17 protein-coding genes and 3 pseudogenes are annotated in these 22,091 nt (G+C 73.2%); 15 read left to right on the top strand and 5 right to left on the bottom strand.

Annotated features, from left to right (window positions below; all coding sequences use genetic code 11):
* Nucleotides 1–87: 87 nt before the first annotated feature.
* Nucleotides 88–1,455 carry a carboxyl transferase domain-containing protein gene (locus BN1555_RS32255; RefSeq protein ID WP_093802699.1) on the top strand — a complete coding sequence of 456 codons (1,368 nt, stop codon included), beginning with the start codon at nucleotides 88–90 and terminating at the stop codon, nucleotides 1,453–1,455.
* 111 nt (nucleotides 1,456–1,566) lie between these two features.
* On the opposite strand, the gene BN1555_RS32250 is transcribed toward BN1555_RS32255, so the two are convergent.
* The 3 genes from BN1555_RS32250 to BN1555_RS32240 form a co-directional block, all read right to left on the bottom strand.
* The gene (locus BN1555_RS32250) at nucleotides 1,567–2,109 is read right to left on the bottom strand and encodes a transglycosylase SLT domain-containing protein (RefSeq protein ID WP_093802698.1); all 543 of its coding nucleotides are present in this window, start codon (nucleotides 2,107–2,109) and stop codon (nucleotides 1,567–1,569) included.
* An 863-nt stretch (nucleotides 2,110–2,972) separates the two neighbouring features.
* Entirely contained in the window at nucleotides 2,973–3,743 is a 771-nt protein-coding gene (locus BN1555_RS32245; RefSeq protein WP_093802696.1) for an NPP1 family protein, read from the bottom strand.
* Between the two features lie 267 nt (nucleotides 3,744–4,010).
* Nucleotides 4,011–4,550, bottom strand: coding sequence for a MarR family winged helix-turn-helix transcriptional regulator (locus BN1555_RS32240; RefSeq protein WP_093803803.1), 540 nt, complete (start codon nucleotides 4,548–4,550; stop codon nucleotides 4,011–4,013).
* Between the two features lie 287 nt (nucleotides 4,551–4,837).
* Here BN1555_RS32240 and BN1555_RS32235 point away from each other — a divergent pair, with 287 nt between their 5' ends.
* The 11 genes from BN1555_RS32235 (at nucleotide 4,838) to BN1555_RS32185 (ending at nucleotide 15,028) form a co-directional block, all read left to right on the top strand.
* Nucleotides 4,838–6,322, top strand: a complete 1,485-nt coding sequence (locus tag BN1555_RS32235) for an aldehyde dehydrogenase family protein (RefSeq protein WP_093802695.1) — start codon at nucleotides 4,838–4,840, stop codon at nucleotides 6,320–6,322.
* 30 nt (nucleotides 6,323–6,352) lie between these two features.
* A complete protein-coding gene (locus BN1555_RS32230; protein WP_093802694.1) occupies nucleotides 6,353–7,327 on the top strand; it encodes a VOC family protein in 975 nt (324 codons plus the stop codon).
* Entirely contained in the window at nucleotides 7,324–8,121 is a 798-nt protein-coding gene (locus BN1555_RS32225; RefSeq protein WP_093802693.1) for an aspartate dehydrogenase domain-containing protein, read from the top strand. The genes BN1555_RS32230 and BN1555_RS32225 overlap by 4 nt, the downstream gene beginning before the upstream one ends.
* Nucleotides 8,118–8,906 carry an alpha/beta fold hydrolase gene (locus BN1555_RS32220; RefSeq protein WP_093802691.1) on the top strand — a complete coding sequence of 263 codons (789 nt, stop codon included), beginning with the start codon at nucleotides 8,118–8,120 and terminating at the stop codon, nucleotides 8,904–8,906. The genes BN1555_RS32225 and BN1555_RS32220 overlap by 4 nt, the downstream gene beginning before the upstream one ends.
* A 107-nt stretch (nucleotides 8,907–9,013) precedes the next feature.
* A complete protein-coding gene (locus BN1555_RS32215) occupies nucleotides 9,014–9,535 on the top strand; it encodes a cupin domain-containing protein (RefSeq protein ID WP_093802690.1) in 522 nt (173 codons plus the stop codon).
* The gene (locus tag BN1555_RS32210) at nucleotides 9,528–10,298 is read left to right on the top strand and encodes an SDR family oxidoreductase (RefSeq protein WP_093802689.1); all 771 of its coding nucleotides are present in this window, start codon (nucleotides 9,528–9,530) and stop codon (nucleotides 10,296–10,298) included. Before BN1555_RS32215 ends, BN1555_RS32210 begins: the two co-directional genes overlap by 8 nt.
* A 19-nt stretch (nucleotides 10,299–10,317) precedes the next feature.
* Entirely contained in the window at nucleotides 10,318–11,106 is a 789-nt protein-coding gene (locus BN1555_RS32205; RefSeq protein ID WP_093802687.1) for an SDR family oxidoreductase, read from the top strand.
* 9 nt (nucleotides 11,107–11,115) lie between these two features.
* Nucleotides 11,116–12,741, top strand: a complete 1,626-nt coding sequence (locus BN1555_RS32200; protein WP_093802685.1) for a thiamine pyrophosphate-binding protein — start codon at nucleotides 11,116–11,118, stop codon at nucleotides 12,739–12,741.
* A 74-nt stretch (nucleotides 12,742–12,815) separates the two neighbouring features.
* Complete coding sequence (locus BN1555_RS32195; protein WP_093802683.1) at nucleotides 12,816–13,751, top strand: PDR/VanB family oxidoreductase; 936 nt, start codon at nucleotides 12,816–12,818, stop codon at nucleotides 13,749–13,751.
* A 45-nt stretch (nucleotides 13,752–13,796) separates the two neighbouring features.
* Nucleotides 13,797–14,021, top strand: coding sequence for a recombinase-like helix-turn-helix domain-containing protein (locus BN1555_RS32190; RefSeq protein ID WP_093802682.1), 225 nt, complete (start codon nucleotides 13,797–13,799; stop codon nucleotides 14,019–14,021).
* A 2-nt stretch (nucleotides 14,022–14,023) separates the two neighbouring features.
* Nucleotides 14,024–15,028: an aromatic ring-hydroxylating oxygenase subunit alpha gene (locus BN1555_RS32185; RefSeq protein ID WP_093802680.1), complete on the top strand. Its 1,005-nt coding sequence runs from the start codon at nucleotides 14,024–14,026 to the stop codon at nucleotides 15,026–15,028.
* 462 nt (nucleotides 15,029–15,490) lie between these two features.
* On the opposite strand, the pseudogene BN1555_RS32180 reads toward BN1555_RS32185, so the two are convergent.
* Nucleotides 15,491–16,158, bottom strand: a pseudogene (locus tag BN1555_RS32180) (HAD-IA family hydrolase).
* 165 nt (nucleotides 16,159–16,323) lie between these two features.
* Between BN1555_RS32180 and dhaK the strand changes: the two are divergent.
* The 3 genes and pseudogenes from dhaK to BN1555_RS32165 all read left to right on the top strand — a co-directional run bounded on the left by dhaK (nucleotide 16,324) and on the right by BN1555_RS32165 (nucleotide 18,417).
* Complete coding sequence (gene dhaK, locus BN1555_RS32175) at nucleotides 16,324–17,316, top strand: dihydroxyacetone kinase subunit DhaK (protein WP_093802678.1); 993 nt, start codon at nucleotides 16,324–16,326, stop codon at nucleotides 17,314–17,316.
* A gap of 57 nt (nucleotides 17,317–17,373) precedes the next feature.
* A pseudogene (dhaL, locus tag BN1555_RS32170) lies at nucleotides 17,374–17,969 on the top strand (dihydroxyacetone kinase subunit DhaL); the annotation flags it as partial.
* 19 nt (nucleotides 17,970–17,988) lie between these two features.
* Nucleotides 17,989–18,417: a PTS-dependent dihydroxyacetone kinase phosphotransferase subunit DhaM gene (locus BN1555_RS32165; protein WP_093802677.1), complete on the top strand. Its 429-nt coding sequence runs from the start codon at nucleotides 17,989–17,991 to the stop codon at nucleotides 18,415–18,417.
* Between the two features lie 79 nt (nucleotides 18,418–18,496).
* On the opposite strand, the pseudogene BN1555_RS32160 reads toward BN1555_RS32165, so the two are convergent.
* Nucleotides 18,497–21,986 (bottom strand): annotated as a pseudogene (locus BN1555_RS32160) (phosphodiester glycosidase family protein).
* Nucleotides 21,987–22,091: the final 105 nt, after the last annotated feature.

Raw genomic sequence — 22,091 nt, 5'->3', positions numbered from 1 at the left:
TCCCGGCTGCCGCACAGCAAGGAGTACGACGCGTGTCCTCTCTCTTTCCGGCCCCGGCCGCAGGCTCGTACCGGCGGGCGCTGCGACATGGCTGACACCTGGACGGCCCGCGAGGCGCTCGCCGCGGTCGTGGAAGGCGGAAGCTTCGCCGAGCTCTCCGGGCCCCCGGGCCCGGAGCGGCCCCGGGGGCGGTCCGGGAACGCCGACGGCCCGATCGGGTGGCCGGGATACGGGCAGTCCCTGGCCCGCGCCGGGGAACGCACCGGCGAGCGGGAGTCCGTCGTCTGCGGGACCGGCTCGATCGGCGGCACGGAAGCGGTCGTCGTGTCCTTCGAGTTCGGGTTCCTCGGCGGTTCCCTCGGCGAGCGCACGGGCGACCTCCTGGAGGCCGCGTACACCGTGGCCCGGGAGCGGCGCCTTCCGCTGGTCTCCCTGATCGCCACCGGCGGCAGCCGCATGCAGGAGGGCATGCGGGCCCTGTCCCAGCTCCAGCGCGTGGCCCGCCAGTCCGCCCTGCTGCGCGACTCCGGGGTGCCGCAGCTCGCCGTTCTGCGCGACCCCACCACCGGAGGCGGGTGGGCGACGCTCGGCGCCGGCGCGGACGTGATCCTGGCACTGCCCGGCGCGCAGGTCGGCTTCGCCGGGTCGAGGGTACGGCCGCCGGGCGCCGACCCGGCGGCGTACACCGCCGAGGGACAGCTCGCCTCCGGGCAGATCGACGCGGTCGTACGCCGCGAGGACCTGCGGGACGCGCTGGCCCGGTGGCTGCGCCACCTGGGCGCCGCCCCCTGGGAGGGGCCGCCCGAGCCTCCCGGACCGCCCACCGCGTACCCGTCGGGCGGCCTGCCCGCCCCCACCGGCTGGGAGGCGGTCGCACGGGCCCGCTCCCCGCGGCGGCCGCGCGCCGACGCGTATCTCGCCGCGTACTTCGACGGGGTCCAGGAGATCAGCGGGGACCGCTGCGGGGGCGCGGATCCGGGCATGCGCTGCGGATTCGGGCTGCGGCGGGGCCGCGTCGTCGCGTACGCCGCCCAGTGCGGCACCGCGACACTCCCGGCCGGCTTCCGCACCGCCGCCCGCCTGGTCCGCCTCGCCGGCCGGCTGGGCGTTCCGGTGCTCACCCTCGTCGACACGCCGGGCGCGGCCAACGGCGCCGAGGCGGAACGGGCGGGCGCGGGCGCCGCCATCGCGGACCTCTTCGGCGCGATGGCCACGGCGCGCGTACCGCTCACCACCCTCCTCATCGGCGAAGGCGGGTCAGGCGGCGCTCTCGCCCTGGCCGCGCCCGGCAACCTCTGGGCCGCCCCCGACAGCTACTTCTCGGTGATCGCCCCGGAGGCGGCCGCCGCCATCCTCAAGCGCGCCCCGGAGCAAGTGCCGGAAACCGCAGATCTGCTGCGGCTGCGCCCCCAGGACCTGGTGGATCTGGGCATCGTCCGCGGGGTGGTGGGCTGACCGGGCGTGGGCCGCCGGACCGGTGCGGTCCGGCGGCCCACGGCGCGGTGTTCCCGGCGGACCGTTCGGCCGGGCCGCCCGCGGCGGTGCCGTGCGTGGAGCAGGCGGCGCTCAGTAGGCGGAATCGACGTTGTCGATCGAGCCGTACCTGTCGGCGGCGTAGTTGGCGGCCGCGGTGATGTTGGCGACCGGATCGGTCAGCTCCTCCGGGGTGCCCTCGACGTGGTAGGCGTCGAACGTGGGCTGGATCACCTGGAGCAGCCCCTTGGACGGGGTGCCGTTCTGCGCGTTGATGTCCCAGTTGTTGGCCGCGTCGGGGTCGCCGCCGGACTCACGCATGATGTTGCGGTGCAGGCCTTCGTAGCTGCCCGGAATGCCCTTGTCCTTCATGATGGCCAGGGCCTCACGGATCCAGCCGTCCAGGTTGTCCGGGTAGGAAGGCGCCTTCTTGGCCTTCGCGGCGATGGCGTCGGCCTGTGTGAAGACGCCGGCCACCGACGCGGCCGCGCTCTGCGGTGCCGGGGCGGCGGCGTGCGCGGGGGACGGGGCGATGGTCAGAGCCACCGCTGCGGCTCCGGCGGCGCACAGCCCGGAAACGGAGAACTTGCGGATCCGGGCGGTGAGGGCGGTGGGGTTCAGCGACTGAGCGGGCATACGGGAGTGACTCTCCGTTCGGTGACGACAGGGGAGGCCTCGGGGACCGGCGACGGCGGAGCGGAGCTGCGCGACGAGGTCTGCGACGGCCGGAGCGAGTGGTGCCCGGCCGGTCGGGAGCGGTGAACTCCCCGGGCCGGCTCCATGGTTAGCGGCCCTCCCGGGCATCGGCAACGACCGGCTGTACTGCTCGGCTACGTAGGGAAGGACCTGAGAAGCCGAGCGGCCCCCGCCCGGGCCGCGAGAGCGCGCACCGGGGCCTACTACCGGGCCTCGTATGTGATCTGGGACCTATGGGCCGACTCACAGCCGACGGGGCCCGGGGCGGGCGCGAAGTGATCGCGGCCACACGCCCTCCGGGCCGTCGCGCCCGTACGGGGTGATGCCGGGCGGCGTCGTCGCAGGCGCCCGGCAGCGCGCCTCACCGCCCCGCTCGCACGCGGGAGCGACATGGCGCCAGGGGGTTCTCCGGGCGGGTACGGACGACCGGGCCTGCGCCCGGCCGGTGCGCCCCGTGCGCGCCCTGACCGGACGTCCCCTTCCCCGCCTCAGGGGCGCCTCAGGGACGCCTCAGGGACAACGTGCCGGCATCTGCCACCCCGGCATCTGGAGCCAGACCGGCGGCGGGCCCGAGGACGGTGGAGCCCGGAAGGGACGATCGCTCGCGAGCCGCGGGAGGAGGCCGGACCCACCGTCCGGGGTCCGCGCCGCCGTGCGGCCGTGCGGAGCACCGGGTCCGCCGGTGCGGCGCGGAGACCACCAAGCGGCTCGTCATGGGTTCCGGCGCCGCCCGGCCGATCGAGGCGCGCCGCCCCGGGGCCGTCGGCCGGTCACCCGGGGCCGGGGGCCGAGTGGCCGGCGGCTCAGGCGGCGCTGGGGTCGAAGGGGATGCCGGACGGCTTGGCCTTCTCCAGATGAGAGCTGAAGCTGCCGTCCTTGAGGCCGAACACGGCGCTGCCGAAATTGGCCTGGCTCAGCTTGTCGCGGACACCGGCGGGGTAGCCGTTCCAGCCGACCAGCCTGGGGAACTGCCACCCGCGGTAGTGGTTCTCCGGGGGTTCGTCGCCGGAGTTCGCGGGGCGGAAGCAGTGCGTGCTCACGCCGTCCTTGTGGTAGACGATCTTGGGGTGTGTCCCGTCCCACCGGATCCGGTCGCGGCCGTAGACGCCGAAGCCGCCGTGAGCCGAGGTGGAGACGTACTGGGCCTGGTTGTTCTGCACCCACACCACGACGTGCTCCCAGTCGTGACGGTGCCCGCCGAGACCGCTGCCCGCCACGGCCTGGTCCTTCTCGAAGTAGAGCCCGTACATGATCGCGCACCAGCCGTTGTTGCACGTGGACCGTGCGTATCCGTTGGTGTTGTCGAGGTCCCAGGAGTCGCGGCACTGGCCGTTGAGGGCGCCGGACGGGTTGAGGCCGCCGTTCACCGTTCCGTCGGGGCCTATCGCGGGGGTCGGGTAGCAACCGTCCGTGTCGTAGTCGTAGGCGGGCTGGAACATCTGCTCCAGTCCGTCGGCGTTGGCGGGCAGCGCCGGGGGCGGGGCGGCGAGAGCGACACCCGGAAAGGCGACGACCAGCGCCAGGGCGCCGGCCAGGACGATCGGAGCCTTGCGCATCCGCGAACCCGTCTTCACTGCGTCCTCCTGACGGCCGCGGCGTCGACCGCGCGACCAGGTTGGCATGCTCATCACAGGCTTACCGAACCGCGTTGCGCACCGAGTGTCGAGGGGTGTCGCAGTGATGAAGAGTCAGCCAACGCCTGGTACGGGCGACTTGGACCGCGGCGCCGCGTCAGGCCGCACGAGAAGGGCCCGGCTCCGCGGAGCCGGGCCCTTCCACCGGTCCTTCGCTTCAGCGCGCGCGACCACACGTCTTCCGCGGGCCCGAGGCCGGGGCCGGTTTCACCCCGCCGAGCCGGTCGCCCCGCCGTCGGACGCGACGATGGAGCTCTCCAGTTTGCGCAGCAACCGCGCGAGCTGGCGGCGCTCGGCCGGCGAGACGCCGCCGAGCATCCGGCTCTCGTTTTCGAGGTGCTCCGCGAAGACGGTGTCCACCGTCGCGAGGCCCTTGTCGGTGAGGCGCGAGTAGACGACTCTGCGGTCGTCGGCGTCCCTTTCCCGGACGATCAGGCCGTCCTTCTCCAGCCGGTCGATCCGCAGCGTCACCCCCGCCGACGACACCAGACCCGAATCGGCGAGCTGCCCCGCCGTCAGCCGGTACGGCTCGCCCGCCCGCCGCAGCGCGGTCAGCACGTCGAAACCAGCCACGGACAGTCCGTGGTGCTCGATCGACGTGGTGAGCTTGGCGCTGTAGCGCAGGAAGGAGCGGTGGAGGCGGGCCAGGACTTCGAGGGGGCTGGTGTCCAGGTCCGGCCGTTCACGCGCCCAGTCCTCGATCACCTTCGCCACGGCGTCCCGGTCCGCCGGCCTTGCTCCAGACATCGTCATCCCCTCGTACGGCTCCCGCCGGCACCACCCGTCCCACTTCTCACGGCTCTGAGAATCTTACCGCTGAGGGACGGGGACGGGCGGGGGCGTCCGCGTCTGAAGGCGTAAAGCCCAAGGGGGTTCGGCAACGATTTCACCTCAGGGTCTTGCGCCGGAGATATTTAAGCCCTTAGATTCCTAGCACTTCGAGAACAGCGGACACCGAAGCGGCGGGCCCTCGGCCCGGGCTTGTCCGCGCCGGAGCTCCCGCCCTTCCCGCCGCCTCGTCCGGAGGTCCCGCCGTGCCCCACTTCCCCACCGACATACTGATCGCGGGCCGGTGGCGGCGCGGCGCCGGTGAGCCGGTCGACACCGTCGACCCCGCGACCGGCCGCGTCCTCGCCACCGTCAGCTGCGCGTCCGCCGACGAGGTCGACGAAGCGGCCGAGGCCGCCGCGCAGGCCATGGCCGACCCGGCCTGGCGCGACCTGTTCCCCCACGAGCGCGCCCGGCTCCTGCACCGCATCGCCGAGCTCACCGAACGGGCCGCCGGCGAACTCTCGGCGCTGCAGACCGCCGACACCGGGAAGACCCTCACCGAGACCAGGGCGCTCGCCCTCAGCGCGGCCGGCACCTTCCGCTACATGGCGGCCGCCCTGGAGACCGCCGAGGACACCGTCACCCCGTCCCGCGGTGCCTACCTCACGATGAGCGTCCACGAACCGATCGGTGTCGTCGGCGCGATCAACCCCTGGAACTCCCCGGTCGCCAGCGACGCGCAGAAGATCGCCCCCGCCCTCGCCGCCGGGAACGCGGTTCTCCTCAAGCCGGCCGCGTGGACACCGCTCGTCTCCCTGGCGCTCGGCCGGCTGATCACCCAGGCGCTCGACGAGGCCGGGCTGCCCACCGCGCTGCTGTCGGTGCTGCCGGGCAGCGGCCGGGTGGTCGGCGACGCCATCGTGCGCCACCCCCTCGTCGCCCGCGTCGGATTCACCGGCGGCACCGGGACGGGGCGGTCGATAGCCGCCCTCGCGGCGAAGAAGCTGATCCCCGCCTCACTGGAGCTGGGCGGCAAGTCCCCGACGATCGTGCGCGCCGACGCCGACGTCGAACAGGCCCTGGCGGGCGTGCTGTTCGGGATCTTCTCGTCCAGCGGCCAGTCCTGCATCGCCGGTTCCCGGCTGTTCGTGGCCCGTGAGATCTACGACTCCTTCATCGGCGAACTCGTCGAACGCGTACGCACACTGCGCGTGGGACCCGGAACCGAACCGGGTACCCAGGTCGGCCCGCTCGTCCACCACCGCCACCGCGACGCCGTCGCCGCCTACGTCGACCTCGCCCGTTCCGAGGGCGCACGGGTGCTGTGCGGCGGCTCCGCGCCCGAGGGCGAGCGCCACCGGGACGGCGCGTACTACCTCCCGACCGTCCTCGACGGGCTGCCGAACACCTCCCGCACGTGTCAGGAGGAGATCTTCGGCCCGGTCCTCGTGGCCCTCCCCTACGAGGACGAGGACGACCTGGTCCGCCAGGCCAACGACTCCGTCTACGGGTTGGCCTGCGGCATCTGGACCCGCGACGCGCGTGCCGCGTGGCGGCTCGCCCGGCGCATCGAGGCGGGCACCGTCTGGATCAACACGTACAAGCAGTTCAGCGTCTCCACCCCGTTCACCGGCTGGAAGGACAGCGGCCTGGGCACGGAGAAGGGCCGCGACGCGATCCGCTCGTACCAGCGCCAGAAGTCCCTGTACTGGGGCACCTCCGGCACCCCCCTCCCCTGGGCCAACTGACCCGGCACGCCTGCCTGTCTGGAGAGATTCATGCACCGACCCCCGCCCGGCCCGATAGCCCGGCTCCGCTCGCTGCGCTACGTCGAACTGCACACCCCCGCCTTCGCCGAGGCCGCCGACTTCTACGAGGAGGTCTGGGGCCTGACGACCGTCGAGTCGGACGCCGGCGACCGATGGCTGCGCGGTACGGGCGACGAGCACCACGTCCTGCACCTGACCGCGCGGGACCGCGTCGGCCTCGGCAGGCTCGCGTTCGCCGTCGCCACCCCCGCCGAGGTCGACGAGGCCGCCCGGCGCCTGGAGGCCCGCGGCATCGTCCCCGTCTCCGGGCCCGGTCCGCTGGAACAGGCGGGCGGCGGCTACGGACTGCGGTTCACCGACCCCGAACAGCGCCTCGTCGAGATCAGCGCGCAGGTCGATGCGGTCGTCCCGCGGGGCCGGGACGACGCGGTGCCCGTCGGCGTCACGCACGCCGTGCTGAACACCACCGACATCGACGCCGCCGTCGCCTTCTACTGCGACGTCCTCGGACTGCGCGTCTCGGACTGGTCCGAGCACCAGATGGCGTTCCTGCGCTGCAACGCCGACCACCACTGCATCGCCTTCAACCAGGCCGAGTGGACGTCGCTCAACCACGTGGCGTACGAGATGCCGTCGGTCGACCACTTCATGCGGGGCCTCGGCCGGCTGCGCCACCACGGCATCACGCCGAAGTGGGGGCCCGGGCGGCACGGCCCCGGCAACAACACCTTCTCCTACTTCACCGACCCGTCCGGGCTGGTCTGCGAGTACACCTCCGAGGTCGCCCAGATCGTCGAGGACGCCTGGATCGCCCGGGTGTGGCGGCGGGTCCCCGAGCTGTCGGACCTGTGGGGAACGGCCGGACCGCCGTCGTCGGAGATCCGCTGCCACATGGCGGGCACGCCGGACCCCGGCCCGCTCGCCCCCGTCGACGCACCCGCGGCCGCAGACACCGCCACCGCCACTGAGGAGAGCGCCGCATGAGCACCGTACGCAGGGTGGGCCTCATCGGCTGGGGAGCGATCGGCCGGGTCGTCGGCACGGCGCTCGCCGAGGGGCGGGTGGGCAGCGCCGAGTTGGTGTGCGTCGTCGACAACCGTCCGCTGGGCGAAGCCGCTCCCGTGCAGCAGGTCACCTTCGAGGAGGCGCTGGAGCGCTGCGACCTGATCGTGGAGGCCGCGGGCCAGGGCGTCGTACGTCAGTACGGCGAGCAGGTGCTGGTCTCCGGCACCGATCTGCTCATCGCCTCCACCGGGGCGCTGACCGACGACGAGCTCGCCAAGGGACTGCTAGCCGCCGGGCCGGGCCGGGTGTACTTCACCGGTGGCGCGGTCGGCGGACTCGACCTGCTCCAGGCGGCGCGCTCCATGGGCCCGCTGGACGAGGTCGGCCTGACCACCACCAAGCTCCCCGCGACACTGGAACAGCCGTGGATGGACGCGGAGTTGCTACACCGGATGCGGACGGCGACCGGGCCCGTCGAAGTGATGTCGGGAACCGCCCGCGATGTGCCGGTCAAGTTCCCCAAGTCGACGAACGTGGCCGCGTCGGTGGCGCTGGCCGTCGGCGACCTGGACGCCGTACGGGTCCGGGTCGTCGCCGATCCCTCGGCGCACCGGACCCGGCACGTCGTCGAGGCGTCCGGTCCGCACGGCGCGTACCGCTTCGAGGTCGCGCACCGTCCCGACCCCGGCAATCCGGCGACGAGCCAGGTCGTGCCGTACGCGGTACTGCGCAGCCTCGCCGCGCTCGCCGGACGGACGGGGCAGATCCTGTGAGCACGCCCGCCGACGTGCACGTCGAGGAGGCCGGCGACCAGGGGCCGCTGCTGCTGTGCCTGCACGGTATCGGGTCGTCCTCGGCGGCCTTCGCCCCGCAGCTCGCCGGGCTCTCCTCGCACGTGCGGGTCGTGGCCTGGGACGCCCCCGGCTACGGCGAGTCCCCCGACCCCGGATCCGCCCTGACGCTCGACGACTTCGCGGACGCGGCGGCCGCCGTCATCCGGAAGCGCGGCGCGAGCGCCCATGTCCTCGGCGTCTCCTGGGGCGGCGTGATCGCGCTGCGGCTGGCCACCCGCCACCCCGGCCTCGTCGCCTCCCTGGTCGTCGCCGACTCCAGCCCGGGTTCGGGCACGGACGGGAGCAAGGCCGACGGGATGCGGGCGCGGGCCGCCGAGCTGGCCGAGATGGGGCCGCGCGCCTTCGCCGAGGCACGCGGGCCGCGCCTGGTGTCGTCCGGCGCGCCGGACGAGCTGGTGCGGCGGGTCGTGGACACCATGGCGGCCTCGGTACGGCTGCCGGGGTACGCGTACGCCGCCGCATCCATGGCCGCGGCCGATCTGCGCGCCGAACTGCCCTCCGTGGCCGCGCCCACGCTCGTGCTCTGCGGCGACCAGGACACGGTCACCGGCCCCGAGGCGAGCCAGGCCATCGCCGGGGCCGTCCCCAAGACCGCCTACGTGATCGTCAAGGACGCCGGCCACCTGGCCAACCAGGAGCAGCCGGGCCGCTTCAACGCCTGGGTGCTCTCCCACCTCCGCATCACCGCGCGTATCCCCGAGTAGGCCCGGGAGATCCCCAGCAACCCCAACAACCCCAGTGACCCCAGCAACCCCAGCAACCCCAGCAACCCCAGCAACCCCAGCAACCCCAGCAACCAGGAGTAGTCACCATGCCTCTGACCACCACCGCGTACGACAACGGCAGCGACCTCGCCGCGTACACCGACTCCCTCATCGCCACCAAGGACTCCCGGGTGGCGGACTTCGACACCCTGTCGTTCCAGGAGAAGGCCGGCCCGCAGTTCCGCCGCGGCCAGATCCGTTACGTCGGCTCGGGTGCCACCGGCAACCACGAGGGCGACAGCCGCATCATCCCGTCCGGCGGATTCACCTTCTCCAACATGCTGCTGCCGCCCGGCGCCGAGGGCCCGGCCCACACCCACCACGACGTGGAAGAGGCCTTCTTCGTCCTGGAGGGCGAGGTCAAGGTCGGCATCCACCGCGGCCCCGACGAGGTCGAGTACCGCACCCTCGGCTACCGCGACATGATCGTCGTCCCGGCCGGCGTGACCCGTTCGCTGAAGAACGAGGGGGACACCGACGCCCTGTTCTGCGTCGTCATCGGCACGCAGAAGCCGCAGGTGCCGACGTACCCCGAGTACTCGCCGATGCACGGCGTCACCCGTGGCTGACGAGTCCGTCGCCGGCGGTCCCCCGGCCGGCGCACGCACCGTCGTCGTCACCGGGGCGGGCCGTGGCCTGGGACTGGCCACGGCCCGGCGGATCGGCGCCGACGGCTTCCGGGTCGTCGTCGCCGAGCTGGAGCCGGAACGGGGTGGGCGCGCCGTCGCGGAACTGCGCGCCGAGGGCGTCGACGCCCACTTCGTGCGCTGCGACGTCGCCGACCCCGCGTCGGTGGACGCGCTGGCCGCCGCCGTACGGGACCTGGGCCCGCTGTACGGCCTCGTCAACAACGCGGCGCTGGCCAACGGCGTGGGCGGCAAGGAGTTCCAGGACATCGACATCGAGGTGTGGGACCGGTTGATGACGGTCAACGCCCGCAGCCCCTGGCTGGTGTCGAAGGCGCTGTACCCGCTCTTCGCCGCGCCCGGCCGGATCGTCAACATCGCTTCGGACGCCGCTCTGTACGGCTCCGAGCGCCTCGCCCACTACATCGCCTCCAAGGGTGCGGTCATCGCCCTGACCCGGGCGATGGCCCGTGAGCTGGGCGACAGGGGGATCACCGTGAACGCGGTCGCCCCCGGGCTGACCGAGTGCGAGGCGACCGAGACCGTGCCCGCCGAGCGGCACGGCCTCTACCGCGCGAACCGGGCCATCTCACGGCCGCAGCAGCCCGACGACCTCACCGGGATCATCTCGTTCCTGCTCGGCGATGAGTCCCGCTATCTGACCGGACAGGTGATCGCCGTCAACGGCGGCTTCACCATGAACTGACCACAGGAGATACCGAGTTATGGATCTGGGCCTAGCCGACCGCACCATCGTGGTCACCGGCGGCAGCTCGGGCGTCGGCCTGGCCACGGTCCGCGCCCTGCTCGACGAGGGCGCCCGCGTCGCCACCTGCGGCCGCGACGCCGGCCGGCTGGCCAAGGTCGCCGGCCGGCTCGGCGCCGGGCGCGACCGGCTGCTGACCGGGGTGTGCGACGTACGGGACGCCGATGCCGTGGACGGCTTCGTCCGGCGTACGGCCAGGGAGTTCGGCGTCATCGACGGACTGGTCAACAACGCGGGACAGTCCCGGATGAAGGGGCTCGACGACTCGACCGCCGAGGACTGGCGCGACGAGCTGGAGCTGAAGTTCGCCGGGGTGCTGAACCCGCTGCACGCCGCCCGCCCGTACCTCGCCGCATCGGACGCGGCGAGCATCGTCAACATCAACGCGGTTCTCGCCAAACAGCCCGAGACCCGCCTGATCACCACCAGCGCCGCCCGCGCCGGCATCCTCAACCTCTCCAAGTCCCTGTCGGCCGAACTGGCCGCCGACGGCATCCGGGTCAACTCCGTCTGCCTGGGTCTCGTCGACACCGGCCAGTGGACCCGCCGCCACGCCGCCGCGGAGTCCGGCATGACGTACGAGGACTGGCAGGCGGAACTGGCCGCCGACCGGGGAGTCGCCCTGGGCCGCCTCGGCCGGGCGGACGAGGTCGCGTACGCGGTCGTCGCGCTGCTCTCGCCCCGCGCCTCGTACATCACCGGCACCAGCATCGACGTCTGCGGCGGAATCGGCCGCTCCATCCTCTGAGGAGACACCATGCGTTACGACAACGGAGGCGATCTCCTCGTCGCCGTCCTGCGGGAACTCGGCATCGACACCGTCTTCGGCATCGTCAGTGTGCACAACCTGCCGCTCGTCGAGGCCGTCGACCGGGAACTGCGCTTCGTCCCCGTGCGGCACGAGGCGTCCGCCGTGAACGCCGCCGACGCCTACGGGCGTGCCCGCGGCGCCCTCGGCTGCGCGCTCACCTCGACCGGCACCGGCGCGGGCAACGCCGCCGGATCACTGATCGAGTCCCTCAGCGCGGGCAGCTCGGTACTGCACGTCACCGGGCAGGTGGAGAGTGAGTTCCTGGGCAGCGGCCGGGGCTTCATCCACGAGACGAAGGACCAGCTCGGCATGTTGACCGCCGTCTCGGCGTACGCCACGAGCGTGCCGGACGCGGAGCAGGCGGGCCGCATCCTGCGCGAGGCGGCCCGCACCGCGCTGGCGGCGCCGGGCGGCCCGGCGAGCGTCGAGTGGCCGATCGACCTCCAGTACGCGGCGCAGACCGACGAGCCCGCCGAGCTCCCCGCGTCCGCCGTCCCCACCCCCGCGGAGGGCGAACTGGCGTCCGCGGGCGCCCTCCTGGCCTCCGCCCGCCGTCCGCTGGTCTGGGCCGGCGGAGGCGTCGCGACGGCGCGTACGGAGCTCGCCGCCCTCCTCGCGGCGACCGGGGCGGGACTGATCACGTCCAACTCCGGCCGTGGTGCGGTACCCGAGGACCACGAACAGGTCATCGGCAACTTCGCCACCACCGCGGCCGTGCGCGCCCTGCTCGACGACGCGGACCTGCTGGTCACGGTCGGCACGCACTTCCGCTCCAACGAGACCGCCGACTACACACTGCGGCTCCCGGCGGCGCACCTCCAGATCGACATCGACGCCGCCGCGCTCGGCCGCGTGTACCCGGTCCAGCACGCCCTGCACGGTGACGCGTCGGCCACCCTGGCCGCTCTGCTGCCGCACGCACGGCCCGCCGGGACCGGCTGGAGCGAGCGCGTCGCGGCCGTGCGTACCGAGGTACGGGCAGACCTGCACGACGGCATCGGCCCGCAGGCCGCGATCTGCGACGCGATCCGGGCCGCGCTCCCCCGTGAGGCGGTCGTCGCACGGGACGTCACCATCCCCTCCAGCAGCTGGGGCAACCGCCTGCTGGAGATGTACGACCCCCGGGACAACGTCTTCCCCCGCGGCGGCGGCATCGGACAGGGGCTCGGCATGGGCATCGGCGCGGCGCTCGCCCGGCCGGACGCGCCCACCGTCGTGCTCGCCGGCGACGGCGGTCTCGCCGTACACCTCGGCGAACTCCTCACCGTCGCCCAGGAACGGCCCCGCCTCACGCTGATCGTCTTCAACGACGGCGGCTACGGGGTGCTGCGCAACATGCAGGACCGCTACAGCGGGCGCCGCTCCGGCGTGGACCTGGTCACCCCGGACTTCGAGTTGCTGGCACGCTCCTGCGGACTGCCGTACCTGCGGATCTCCGCGGAGGAACACGCGGCGCCCGTCATCGGCCAGGCGGTCGGCTCCGCCGGGCCGACCCTCGTCGAGGTCGACCTCGCGGCACTCGGCCCGATGAAGAACCCGTTCACCCCGCCCGTGCGGATCCCCGGCCAGTAGGTCCTTCCCTCAGGACGTCCCCGTAAGCCCTTCCCGTAAGCCCTTCCCGTAAGACAGTCAGGAGGCAGCAGGTCATGAGTGAGAACTCCCTGCGGCTGGTCGTCCACCGCATGACATGGGAGGCGGAAGGTGTCCTCTCCGTCGAGCTGGTCCATCCGGACGGCAAGCCGCTGCCGGCGTGGACGCCGGGAGCCCATCTCGATGTCCAGGTGGGCGGCCACACCCGGCAGTACAGCCTGTGCGGCGACCCGCAGACCGCCGGCGTCTACCGGATCGGCGTGCTGAACGAGCCCGCCTCGCGCGGTGGTTCCCGCCATGTGCACACCGTGCTCCGCCCCGGCCAGCAGGTCACCGTCTCGGAGCCGCGCAACCACTTCGCCCTGGAGGACGCCGAGGGCTACGTCTTCGTCGCAGGCGGCATCGGTATCACGCCGCTGCTGGCCATGGCCAGGGAGGCGTCCCGCCGCGGCGCCGCATGGCGGCTGGTGTACGGCGGCCGCACCCGCGGTTCGATGGCGTTCACCGGCGAACTCGCGGCGCTGGACGGCGACGTCGTCGTCGTACCGCAGGACGAGCACGGTCACATCGACCTGGACGCCGCTCTTGCCGAGCTGCCCGGGGGCACCCTGGTGTACGCCTGCGGCCCCGAACCGCTGCTGACCGCCGTCGAACAGCGCTGCCCGGCTCAGCGGCTGCGGCTGGAGCGCTTCGCGGCCCCGGTGGTGGAGCGTGCGGGAGACGACGCGGGGTTCGAGGTCGAGTGCCGTGCCTCCGGGGTGACGCTCGACGTCGGCGCCGGCACATCGATACTCGAGGCCGCGGAGGCCGCCGGGCTGGACGTGCGGAGCTCGTGCCGGGACGGCATCTGCGGCTCCTGCGAGACCCGGGTGCTCGACGGCGCCCCGGACCACCGCGACTTCCTGCTCAGCGAGGCCGAACACACCGCGAACGCCACGATGATGATCTGCGTCTCGCGGTGCACGTCCGCCCGGCTCGTCCTCGACCTGTGACCCCTCCTCCCCCTCCCCCTTCCTCCCTCCCGTCCTGGAGACGCCGTGACCGACACCTGGCCGTACCTGGAAGTCCACCAGAGCCGTACGCACGAGCCGAGCCCGTACGCCTGCAAACTGGCCGCCACGCTCGAGGAGGTCTACACGGACGAAGGCCACGAACTGGCCGACGTCGTACGCGGGCTGAACGCCCGCCGGGTCCACGCCCCCGACGGGCGGCCGTGGACCGAGCAGTCCTTCCGCGCCGAGATGCACCGACTGGGAGCCTGACCATGACGCTGTCGACCACCGCATCCGCGGACCACATCTACGCCAACGGCCTGCGCAACCAGTGGCACGCCGTCGTCCCCTCGCACTTCGTCGCCCCCGGCGCCATGCGCAAGGTCACCGCGCTCGGCGAGCAGTGGCTCCTCTTCCGCCGCTCCGACGGCACCCTCTCGATGCTGGCCGACCGGTGCCCGCACCGCGGCGCGCCGCTTTCCCTCGGCAAGCACCTGGGCGACCGTGTCGCCTGCTGGTACCACGGCGTCGAGGTGGAGACGGACGGCACGGTCTCGTCCGTGCCGGGACTGCCGGGCTGCAACCTGGAGGGCAAGAAGCTGGTGACCTCACTGCCGGTGCGGGAGGTCGCGGGCGCGGTGCTCGCGTACTTCGGCGACGAGGAGCACCCCGAGCCGGTGCCGCTGACCCTGCCCGAGCCGCTCACCGACCCGCAGACGGACGCGTTCCTGTGCTACGCGGAGTGGAACGTGCCGTGGCGGTACGCGGTGGAGAACCTCCTCGACCCGATGCACGGGGCCTTCCTGCACCACGAGTCGCACACGATGTCCGACGGCGACACCACGGCCAAGTTCCGCATCCGCGAGACCGACCGCGGCTACTTCTTCGAGAAGACCGACCAGCGGGGCGTCAACTTCGACTGGGTGGAACTGTGCCGCACCGGTGTGGACTGGGTGGACCTGTCCATCCCGTACCCGCCCTCCGCGGGCCCCGGCGGCCCGTTCGGCATCGTCGGGATGGTCTGCCCGGTGGACGCGCACAGAACCGGGGTCTTCTTCTGGCGGTACCGCGAGGTCCAGGACTGGCAGCGCGACTCCTGGCGCTTCCTGTACAAGACGCTGATCGAGAAGAGGCACTGGGACGTCCTCGAACAGGACCGCGTCATGCTGGAGGCCATGCCCGCGGACGCCGACCAGCGGGAGAACCTCTACCAGCACGACCTCGGTGTGGTGCGGCTGCGCCGGCTGTACCGGGCCGCGGCCGAAACCCGGTCGTGAGGGCGGGGGACCGGTGCCGGAGGCGCTGGATCCGAGCACCACCGAATCGCGCGGACGGATGCGGCGCCGCGTCCGCGGGGAGGCACTGCGGTCCGCCCCGCGCACACTGGCCCGGGACGGCTCACGCCGTCCCGGGCCAGTGTGCGCGGGGTTCCTCCACCGCGTCACGCCCACGGCGCGGATGATCTCCTGCCGCACCGAACCGCCCCGGCCCGGCGTGTCGAACATCAGGTTGTTTCCGCTGCGCTGCCGGCCCCGGCCGAGGCCGGTGCCGAGCGTGTATGCGGACGCCGACGCTTGGGGGCACCATTGCTCGGCGGGGAACCGCCACTGCCATCGTTACGGACACATCGCGCAACGGACGGCCGCCCGAACCTCCGTGAAGTGACAGCGGCGCTCTGTTCGCGTCCTCGGCATGGCCGCCGCGGTGTTCCGGCCGTCGTCACACCGGCCGCACCGTGATCACCCCGCTGCGGCCGACGCCTCCGAGCGGGCGAAGGCGAGGATCTCGGGGACCGCTTCGCGCGGAGTCCTGAAGTGACGGTGCACGCCGGCCACCGCGACCGCGACGTTGACCCCCCACACCGTCATGCCGGCCCGCAGCCCCGCCTCGACTCCGGAGGGAGCGTCCTCGACGACCAGGCAGTCCCGGGGTTCGGCGCCCAGCCGCTCGGCGGCCAGCAGCAGGACACGGGCGACGGCTTCCCCTCCGCCACCGCGGCGGCGTCGAAAACGACGCGCGGGAGCGGCAGGCCCGTCCGGGCGAACCGCCCGCGCACCCGGTGCTCGTAGTTCGAGGTCACCAGCGCCCACGACGACGCCGGCAGGGCGTCCAGCAGCTCCGGCGCACCGTCGAAGGCCGTATAGACGCCGGACCGGACGTCCTCGTCCTCCAGTTCGTGCGGCGCCGTCAGGCACTCCGCTGGATCCTGGTCCGGAGCCACCTGCGCGAAGGTCTCCATCGGCCGTGTCCGCAGCGCCACCCGATGGACCTCGTCCGCGTCCAGCCGGTATCGCTCCGCCCGTACTTCCCAGACCCTGCGCTGGTTGACCACGGCGTCGATCGACGTACCGTCGACATCGAACAGGACGTACTTCCTGGGGCTGGGCCGCACAAGCTCACCGATCACGTCATGAGCATGCCAGACGCGCAGTGGAGAGGAGCCACCACATGCACCCCGCCGGAAGCCGCCGCCGGGCGCCGTGAACCACCAGGACCGACAACGCGCGAAACAGTATCCGACCTGCAAGGACGTTACTCAGGGCCTGCCTGACAATCTTGATCGGAGATACCGTTGAGAATGCTCATCAACGTGGCGGAGACGGTCGTCGCGGATGCGTTGCGCGGAATGGCCGCCGCGCACCCCCGGCTCACGGTCGATGTGGAGAACCGTGTCGTCGTACGGAGCGACGCGCCCGTCGCGGACCAAGTGGGCCTCGTGTCGGGCGGGGGCAGCGGGCACGAACCACTGCACGGAGGGTTCGTCGGGCCCGGAATGCTGTCCGCCGCCTGTCCCGGCGAGGTGTTCACGTCGCCCGTTCCCGACCAGATGGTGCGGGCCGCTGCCGCGGTCGACAGCGGGCAGGGGGTGCTGTTCGTCGTCAAGAACTACACCGGCGACGTGCTCAACTTCGACATGGCCGCCGAGCTGGCGGAGGACGAGGGCGTCCAGGTCGCCAAGGTCGTCGTCGACGACGACGTCGCCGTGACCGACAGCCTCTTCACGGCGGGCCGGCGCGGTACGGGCGCGACGCTCTTCGTCGAGAAGATCGCGGGCGCCGCCGCCGAGGAGGGCGCACCGCTGGACCGGGTGGCGGCCGTCGCGCGGCAGGTCAACGAGTCCTCCCGGAGTTTCGGGGTCGCTCTCAGCGCCGTCACCACGCCCGCGAAGGGGTCCCCGACCTTCGACCTGCCGCCCGGTGAACTCGAGTTGGGCATCGGCATTCACGGTGAGCCGGGCCGGGAGCGGCGGCCGATGATGACCTCGGGCGAGATCGCGGACTTCGCGGTCGACGCGGTGCTGGAGGACCTGCGGCCGACGCGGCCCGTGCTCGTACTCGTCAACGGGATGGGCGCCACTCCGCTGCTGGAGCTGTACGGCTTCAACGCCGAGGTGCAGCGCGTGCTGGCCGAGCGGGGTGTCGCCGTGGCCCGCACGCTCGTCGGGAACTACGTCACCTCGCTGGACATGGCGGGCTGCTCGGTGACGCTCTGCCAGGTGGACGAGGAACTGCTGCGCCTGTGGGACGCGCCGGTCGAGACCGCCGCGCTGCGCTGGGGGCGCTGAGACGTACGCATGGAACACGTGACCATCGAACAAACGCGAGAAGGAGATCTTGTGCTGGTGCTCGACGCCGAATTCTTCCGTCGCTGGATGTCCGCCGCGGCGGTCGCCGTGGACCGCGAGGCCGACCGCCTCACCGAACTGGACTCGGCCATCGGCGACGCCGATCACGGCAGCAATCTGCAACGCGGCTTCGCGGCCGTCGCCGCCGCGCTGGACAAGGAACAGCCCGCCGCGCCCGGTGCCGTACTGGTGCTCGCGGGGAGGCAGTTGATCTCGACCGTCGGCGGGGCGTCCGGGCCGCTGTACGGGACGCTGTTGCGGCGTACGGGCAAGGCGCTCGGCGACGAGGCCGAGGTGACGCCCGAGCAGCTCGCCGAGGCGCTGCGCGCGGGCGTCGACGCGGTGGCGCAGCTGGGCGGGGCGAAGGCCGGGACAAGACGATGCTGGACGCGCTGATCCCGGCGGTCGGCGCGCTCGCCGAGTCGCTGTCGTTCGGCGCGGCGCGGACGGCGGCGGACCAGGGGGCGCTCGCGACCGTACCGCTGCAGGCGCGCAAGGGCAGGGCGAGTTATCTGGGGGAACGGAGCATCGGGCACCAGGACCCGGGCGCGACGTCGTCGGCGCTGCTGATCGGCGCGCTCGCCGACACGGCCGATTCCACGGAGGGGCCGCGTGAGCGGGGAGAACGGGGCGAGTGGGAAGAAGCCGGTCGGGATCGTGCTCGTCTCGCACAGCGCGTCGGTCGCGGCGTCCGTCGCCGAGCTGGCGAAGGGACTCGCGGGCGGCAAGGACACCGCTCCGGTGGCGGCCGCGGGCGGTACGCCCGACGGAGGGCTCGGCACCAGTTCGGAGCTGATCGCGGAGGCGGCCAGGTCGGTCGACGGCGGCGCGGGCGTCGCCGTGCTGGTCGACCTGGGCAGCGCGGTGCTCACCGTGAAGGCGCTGCTGGCCGAGGGCGACGAACTGCCGGACGGGACACGGCTGGTGGACGCGCCGTTCGTGGAGGGTGCGGTGGCCGCGGTGGTCACCGCGTCCGCGGGCGCGGATCTGGACGCCGTGGAGGCGGCGGCCGGGGAGGCGTACGACTACCGCAAGGTGTGAGGGACGGGCGGCGCCCGGGGCAGGAGAACCCTGCCCCGGGCGCCGCCCGTCGCGCGAAACTACCGTTCCGTCTCGCAGGTCATGCGCTGGGCGCGGCCGACGCCGCGATGCGGACTTCGGCTCGCTGTGTCGTGCCGTTGACCGTCGCCGCGAGAGTGACCGTGCCCGGCCGCAGCGCCGTCAGGGTTCCCGTGGCCGGGTCGAAGGCCGCCGTGTGGCGGGGGCGGGCGTCCTTCGCGGGCCCGATGTGGAGGTCCGGGGAGCCCGTCCAGTCCGCGCTCAGCGGGAAGGCGACCGGGACCCGGCGCGAGCCCTGGGTGACGGCCGCCGCCACGGCCGCGCTGCGGCCGGGGGCCAGTGCGGAGGGCGCGTCGAGTGCCAGGGCGTCCACGTGGGCGCGGGTCTGGACCGACATCCAGTCGGGGCCGCCCGCCCAGGGACGCTTCCGGGCCGCCGCCTGTTCGGCGCGTGAGACCTCGTCGACGCCCACCAGCGACCAGCCGGTGAAGCCGCCCTCGTCCGGCGGCCCCGCCGGCGCCTTGCCGGAGTTGCCGTTGACCAGGTACGGGACCCCGTCCACGTGCGCGGCGTGGAAGACCCCCACGTGGCTGCCGATGAGGCTCGCGCCCTTCCCGGTCGTACGCCGGAATCCGGACAGCCACCCCTCGATCAGCGCCGCCTCCTTGCGGTCGCCCAGCTGGCTGGCCTTCTGCACGGTCGGGTCGCGCGGCGGGACGTGTTCCACCAGGACGACCGAGCTGATCCGCTCGTCCTCGGCCGCCGCTTCGAGTTGCGCGCGCAGATTCCTGATCTGCGCGAAGCCGCCGCCCGCAGGCTCAGGCTCGACGTGTCGAGGGTGACGAAACGGGTGCCTTCGTGGTCGAACGTCCGGTGGGGCGGGCCGAATTCGGCGACGAAGTTGTCGATCTTCCCGCCCATCACCTCGTGGTTGCCGGGGACGTAGTACCAGGGCAGGGCGTCGCCCAGTTCCTCCGTCAGGACGCGGCGGGCGAAGGCGAGGTCGGCCGGTGAGCCCTCGTCGACGAGGTCGCCGTTGACGACCAGGAAGTCCGGCTTCGCCGCCTTGATCTCGCGCAGCGTACGGCGCGCCTGCGCCACGATGGCGCTGTCCGGGGCGCGGGCGACGAACTGGGCGTCGGACATCACCGCGAACTGCCAGTCCCGGCCCTGGGTTTCGACCGCGGAGTCGACGAGCGGGTCGGCCGGGACGGGCTGCTCGGGCAGGTCGACCGTGGGCGGCACCTGTGCTGTCAGCGTGTCGACGAGGATCTCACCCGTGTACTGCTTGGCGGCCGCCGTCTCGGCCAGGTAGAACCGGTGCACCCTCAGCGGCGTCGCCGCCCCCGGCGGTACGGCGAAGGTGACCTGCCGCCAGCCGGTCCAGGTGAGGAACGGGCCGCGCAGCAGCTGGTCGGAGCCGGCCGCGTCCTTGAGGTGCAGCGTCGGCCAGGCCCCCTTGCCGTCACTCCTGATCCACATCGTGAAGGACTGGGGCCGGCCGGCCACGGTGACCGGCTGCGGCGGGTTGGCGTAGGCGGCGCGGGTCGCCGTCGACTGCGTGAAGTCGTACGTGAGCTTCAGCCCGGTGCCGGTGTGGCCTTCGGGGACCGCCGCGACCGAGCCGCTCGCGCGGGCCTGGGCGAAGGTCCAGGACGCGGCGTCGTCGAACGCGGACACCGCCTGCTCGGCCAGGCCGACGCTGACGGCCAGTTCGGTGACGGCGCCTCCCGCGGTGGCCTTGATCCGGCCCGCGGCGCCGCTACCCGTGTGCGACGTGACGGTGAAGCCGCCCCGGCCGTCGTCGCGCACCTCGAAGAGCGAACGGTCGTAGTCGAGTGTCACGTCACGCGGTTCCACCGGGGCGCTGGTGCCGTGGGCGTCGTACCCGACGATGCCGAACGCGCCGCTCGCCTCCGCGTCCGCCAGCCCCACGCGCCGCGTGGTCGGCTCGATGCGGGCGAGGTCGTCGAGGACGGTCAGCAGCATGCCGCCTTCGGCGGGCCCCGGCGCGCGCGCACCTGTACGGTGCCGCCGCGGCGCGCCGTGAACAGCCCGTCGTCGTCGACCTGGCCCACGGACGCGCGGGCGCTGTGCCAGCGCGGTTCTCCGTCCGCCGGGCCGTACGTCTCGTCGTAACCGGCGGCGGTGAGCCGGCGCGTCAGGCCGGGGAAGACCCGTTCGGGGTGGCCGCCCACGACGGGGTCCGCGGTGGGCGCGCCGCCGGCCGGCGTACGCGTCTCGACCCAGTAGCCGCGCAGGTGTCCGCTGCCGTCGGGGGCGGTGAGGGCGAGGCCGTTGGGTACGGTGCGTTCGCTGCCGTCGGACGGGCTGTTCTCCACCTGGAGCACGTCGCTGCCGGGTTCGCGCGCGATCAGGGTCGACGAGCCGCCGCCGTCGAGGTTCAGCGCGCTGTGCGATCCGGCGCGCTGCATCATCAGGGCGAGTTCGGTGAGGGTGACGCCGCCGCTGTCGGCCTGGCGGCCGTCGACGGTGATCACCTGCATCTCGCTGCCGTCCTTGGAGAAGCCGACGGCGGTGCGGGGCGCGGCGGTGTTGTTGCCCTGGCCGTCGTGGTCCTGCGGTACGCCGTCCACGACGAGCAGCTCGCGGCCGCCGACGGCGGTGCGCGGCACGGGCCCGCTGTCGGCGCGCGCCCGGTACTCCATCTCCACCGGGTCGCCCGGTTCGAGCGCCTCGACGGCCGCCGCCCCGGCCTCGCGGCCGACGAGGACCGTGGTGCCCTCGGGGATGGGCCCGGCGCCGGGCCGGTCCGTCACCTCGACGACCTTTCCGTCCCGTACGGCCGCTTCGGCGACGGGAGTCGCGCCGTCCACCGTCAGGGCGCGGTCGGCCGTGCCCCAGCCGGAGGTGTACGCCCCCACTCCCCCGGCCGGCACGTTGGCCGCGTTGTACGACGCCAGGGGGTGTGTCCCGGCGGGCAGGGCGAGGGTCCCCTCGAAGTACAGCCGGAGGACGCGGCCCGCGCTCCCGGGGCCGATGCCGACGGCCCGGCTGATGCCCGGGGCCGGGGAGTGGACCGTCCTGCCGTCCTTGATGCCGGGGCCCTGCGGGGCGCCGGTCTGGTTGATGTCGAAGAAGTCCGCGTTGATGGCGGCGACGGTGCGGCGGCCCGCGCCCGGGTCGTGCGCGGCGGCGAGTTCGGAGACCGAACGGCGGTCGGAGACCTTGCCGGAGTGGAGGTAGTCGGCGCGTACGCCGCTGCCGTCGAGGTCGACGGAGAGCGTGTCGACGCGAAGCCACTTGTCGGATTCGAGGCGGTCGTACGAACTGAGGCGGACGCCCGGGGCGATGGGGCGGGCGCTGCGGGCGGTCTCGATGCCGTCGCCGTCGACGACGGATCTGGGGCTGCCGGCCGGGGTGCTCGCGGGAGGCGGCGCGACGGGCCGGAGGACTTCCGCGGAGTTGCGGGGGCGGGTGTCGGGGGTCGTGTCGGCGGCCGCGGGGGCGATCGCCCCGGCGGTCAGCGCGGTCACCGTCGCGAGGAGCACGACGGGCCGTCCGAGGCTGCCGAATGTGCCAAGGCCCATAAATCCTCCTGAGGAGTGGTCGGTTGAACGGGCACTGCACGCTGCCGCCACAGCATTGCCGCGCGTACACCGACCTACCAGGGGTCGACGGGGACCTCGTGGAGA

The organism is Streptomyces sp. Wb2n-11, assembly GCF_001049855.1.
In the GTDB taxonomy this organism is placed as follows: Bacteria; Actinomycetota; Actinomycetes; order Streptomycetales; family Streptomycetaceae; genus Streptomyces; species Streptomyces altiplanensis.
This window is presented reverse-complemented; position numbering and strand designations above follow the sequence as displayed.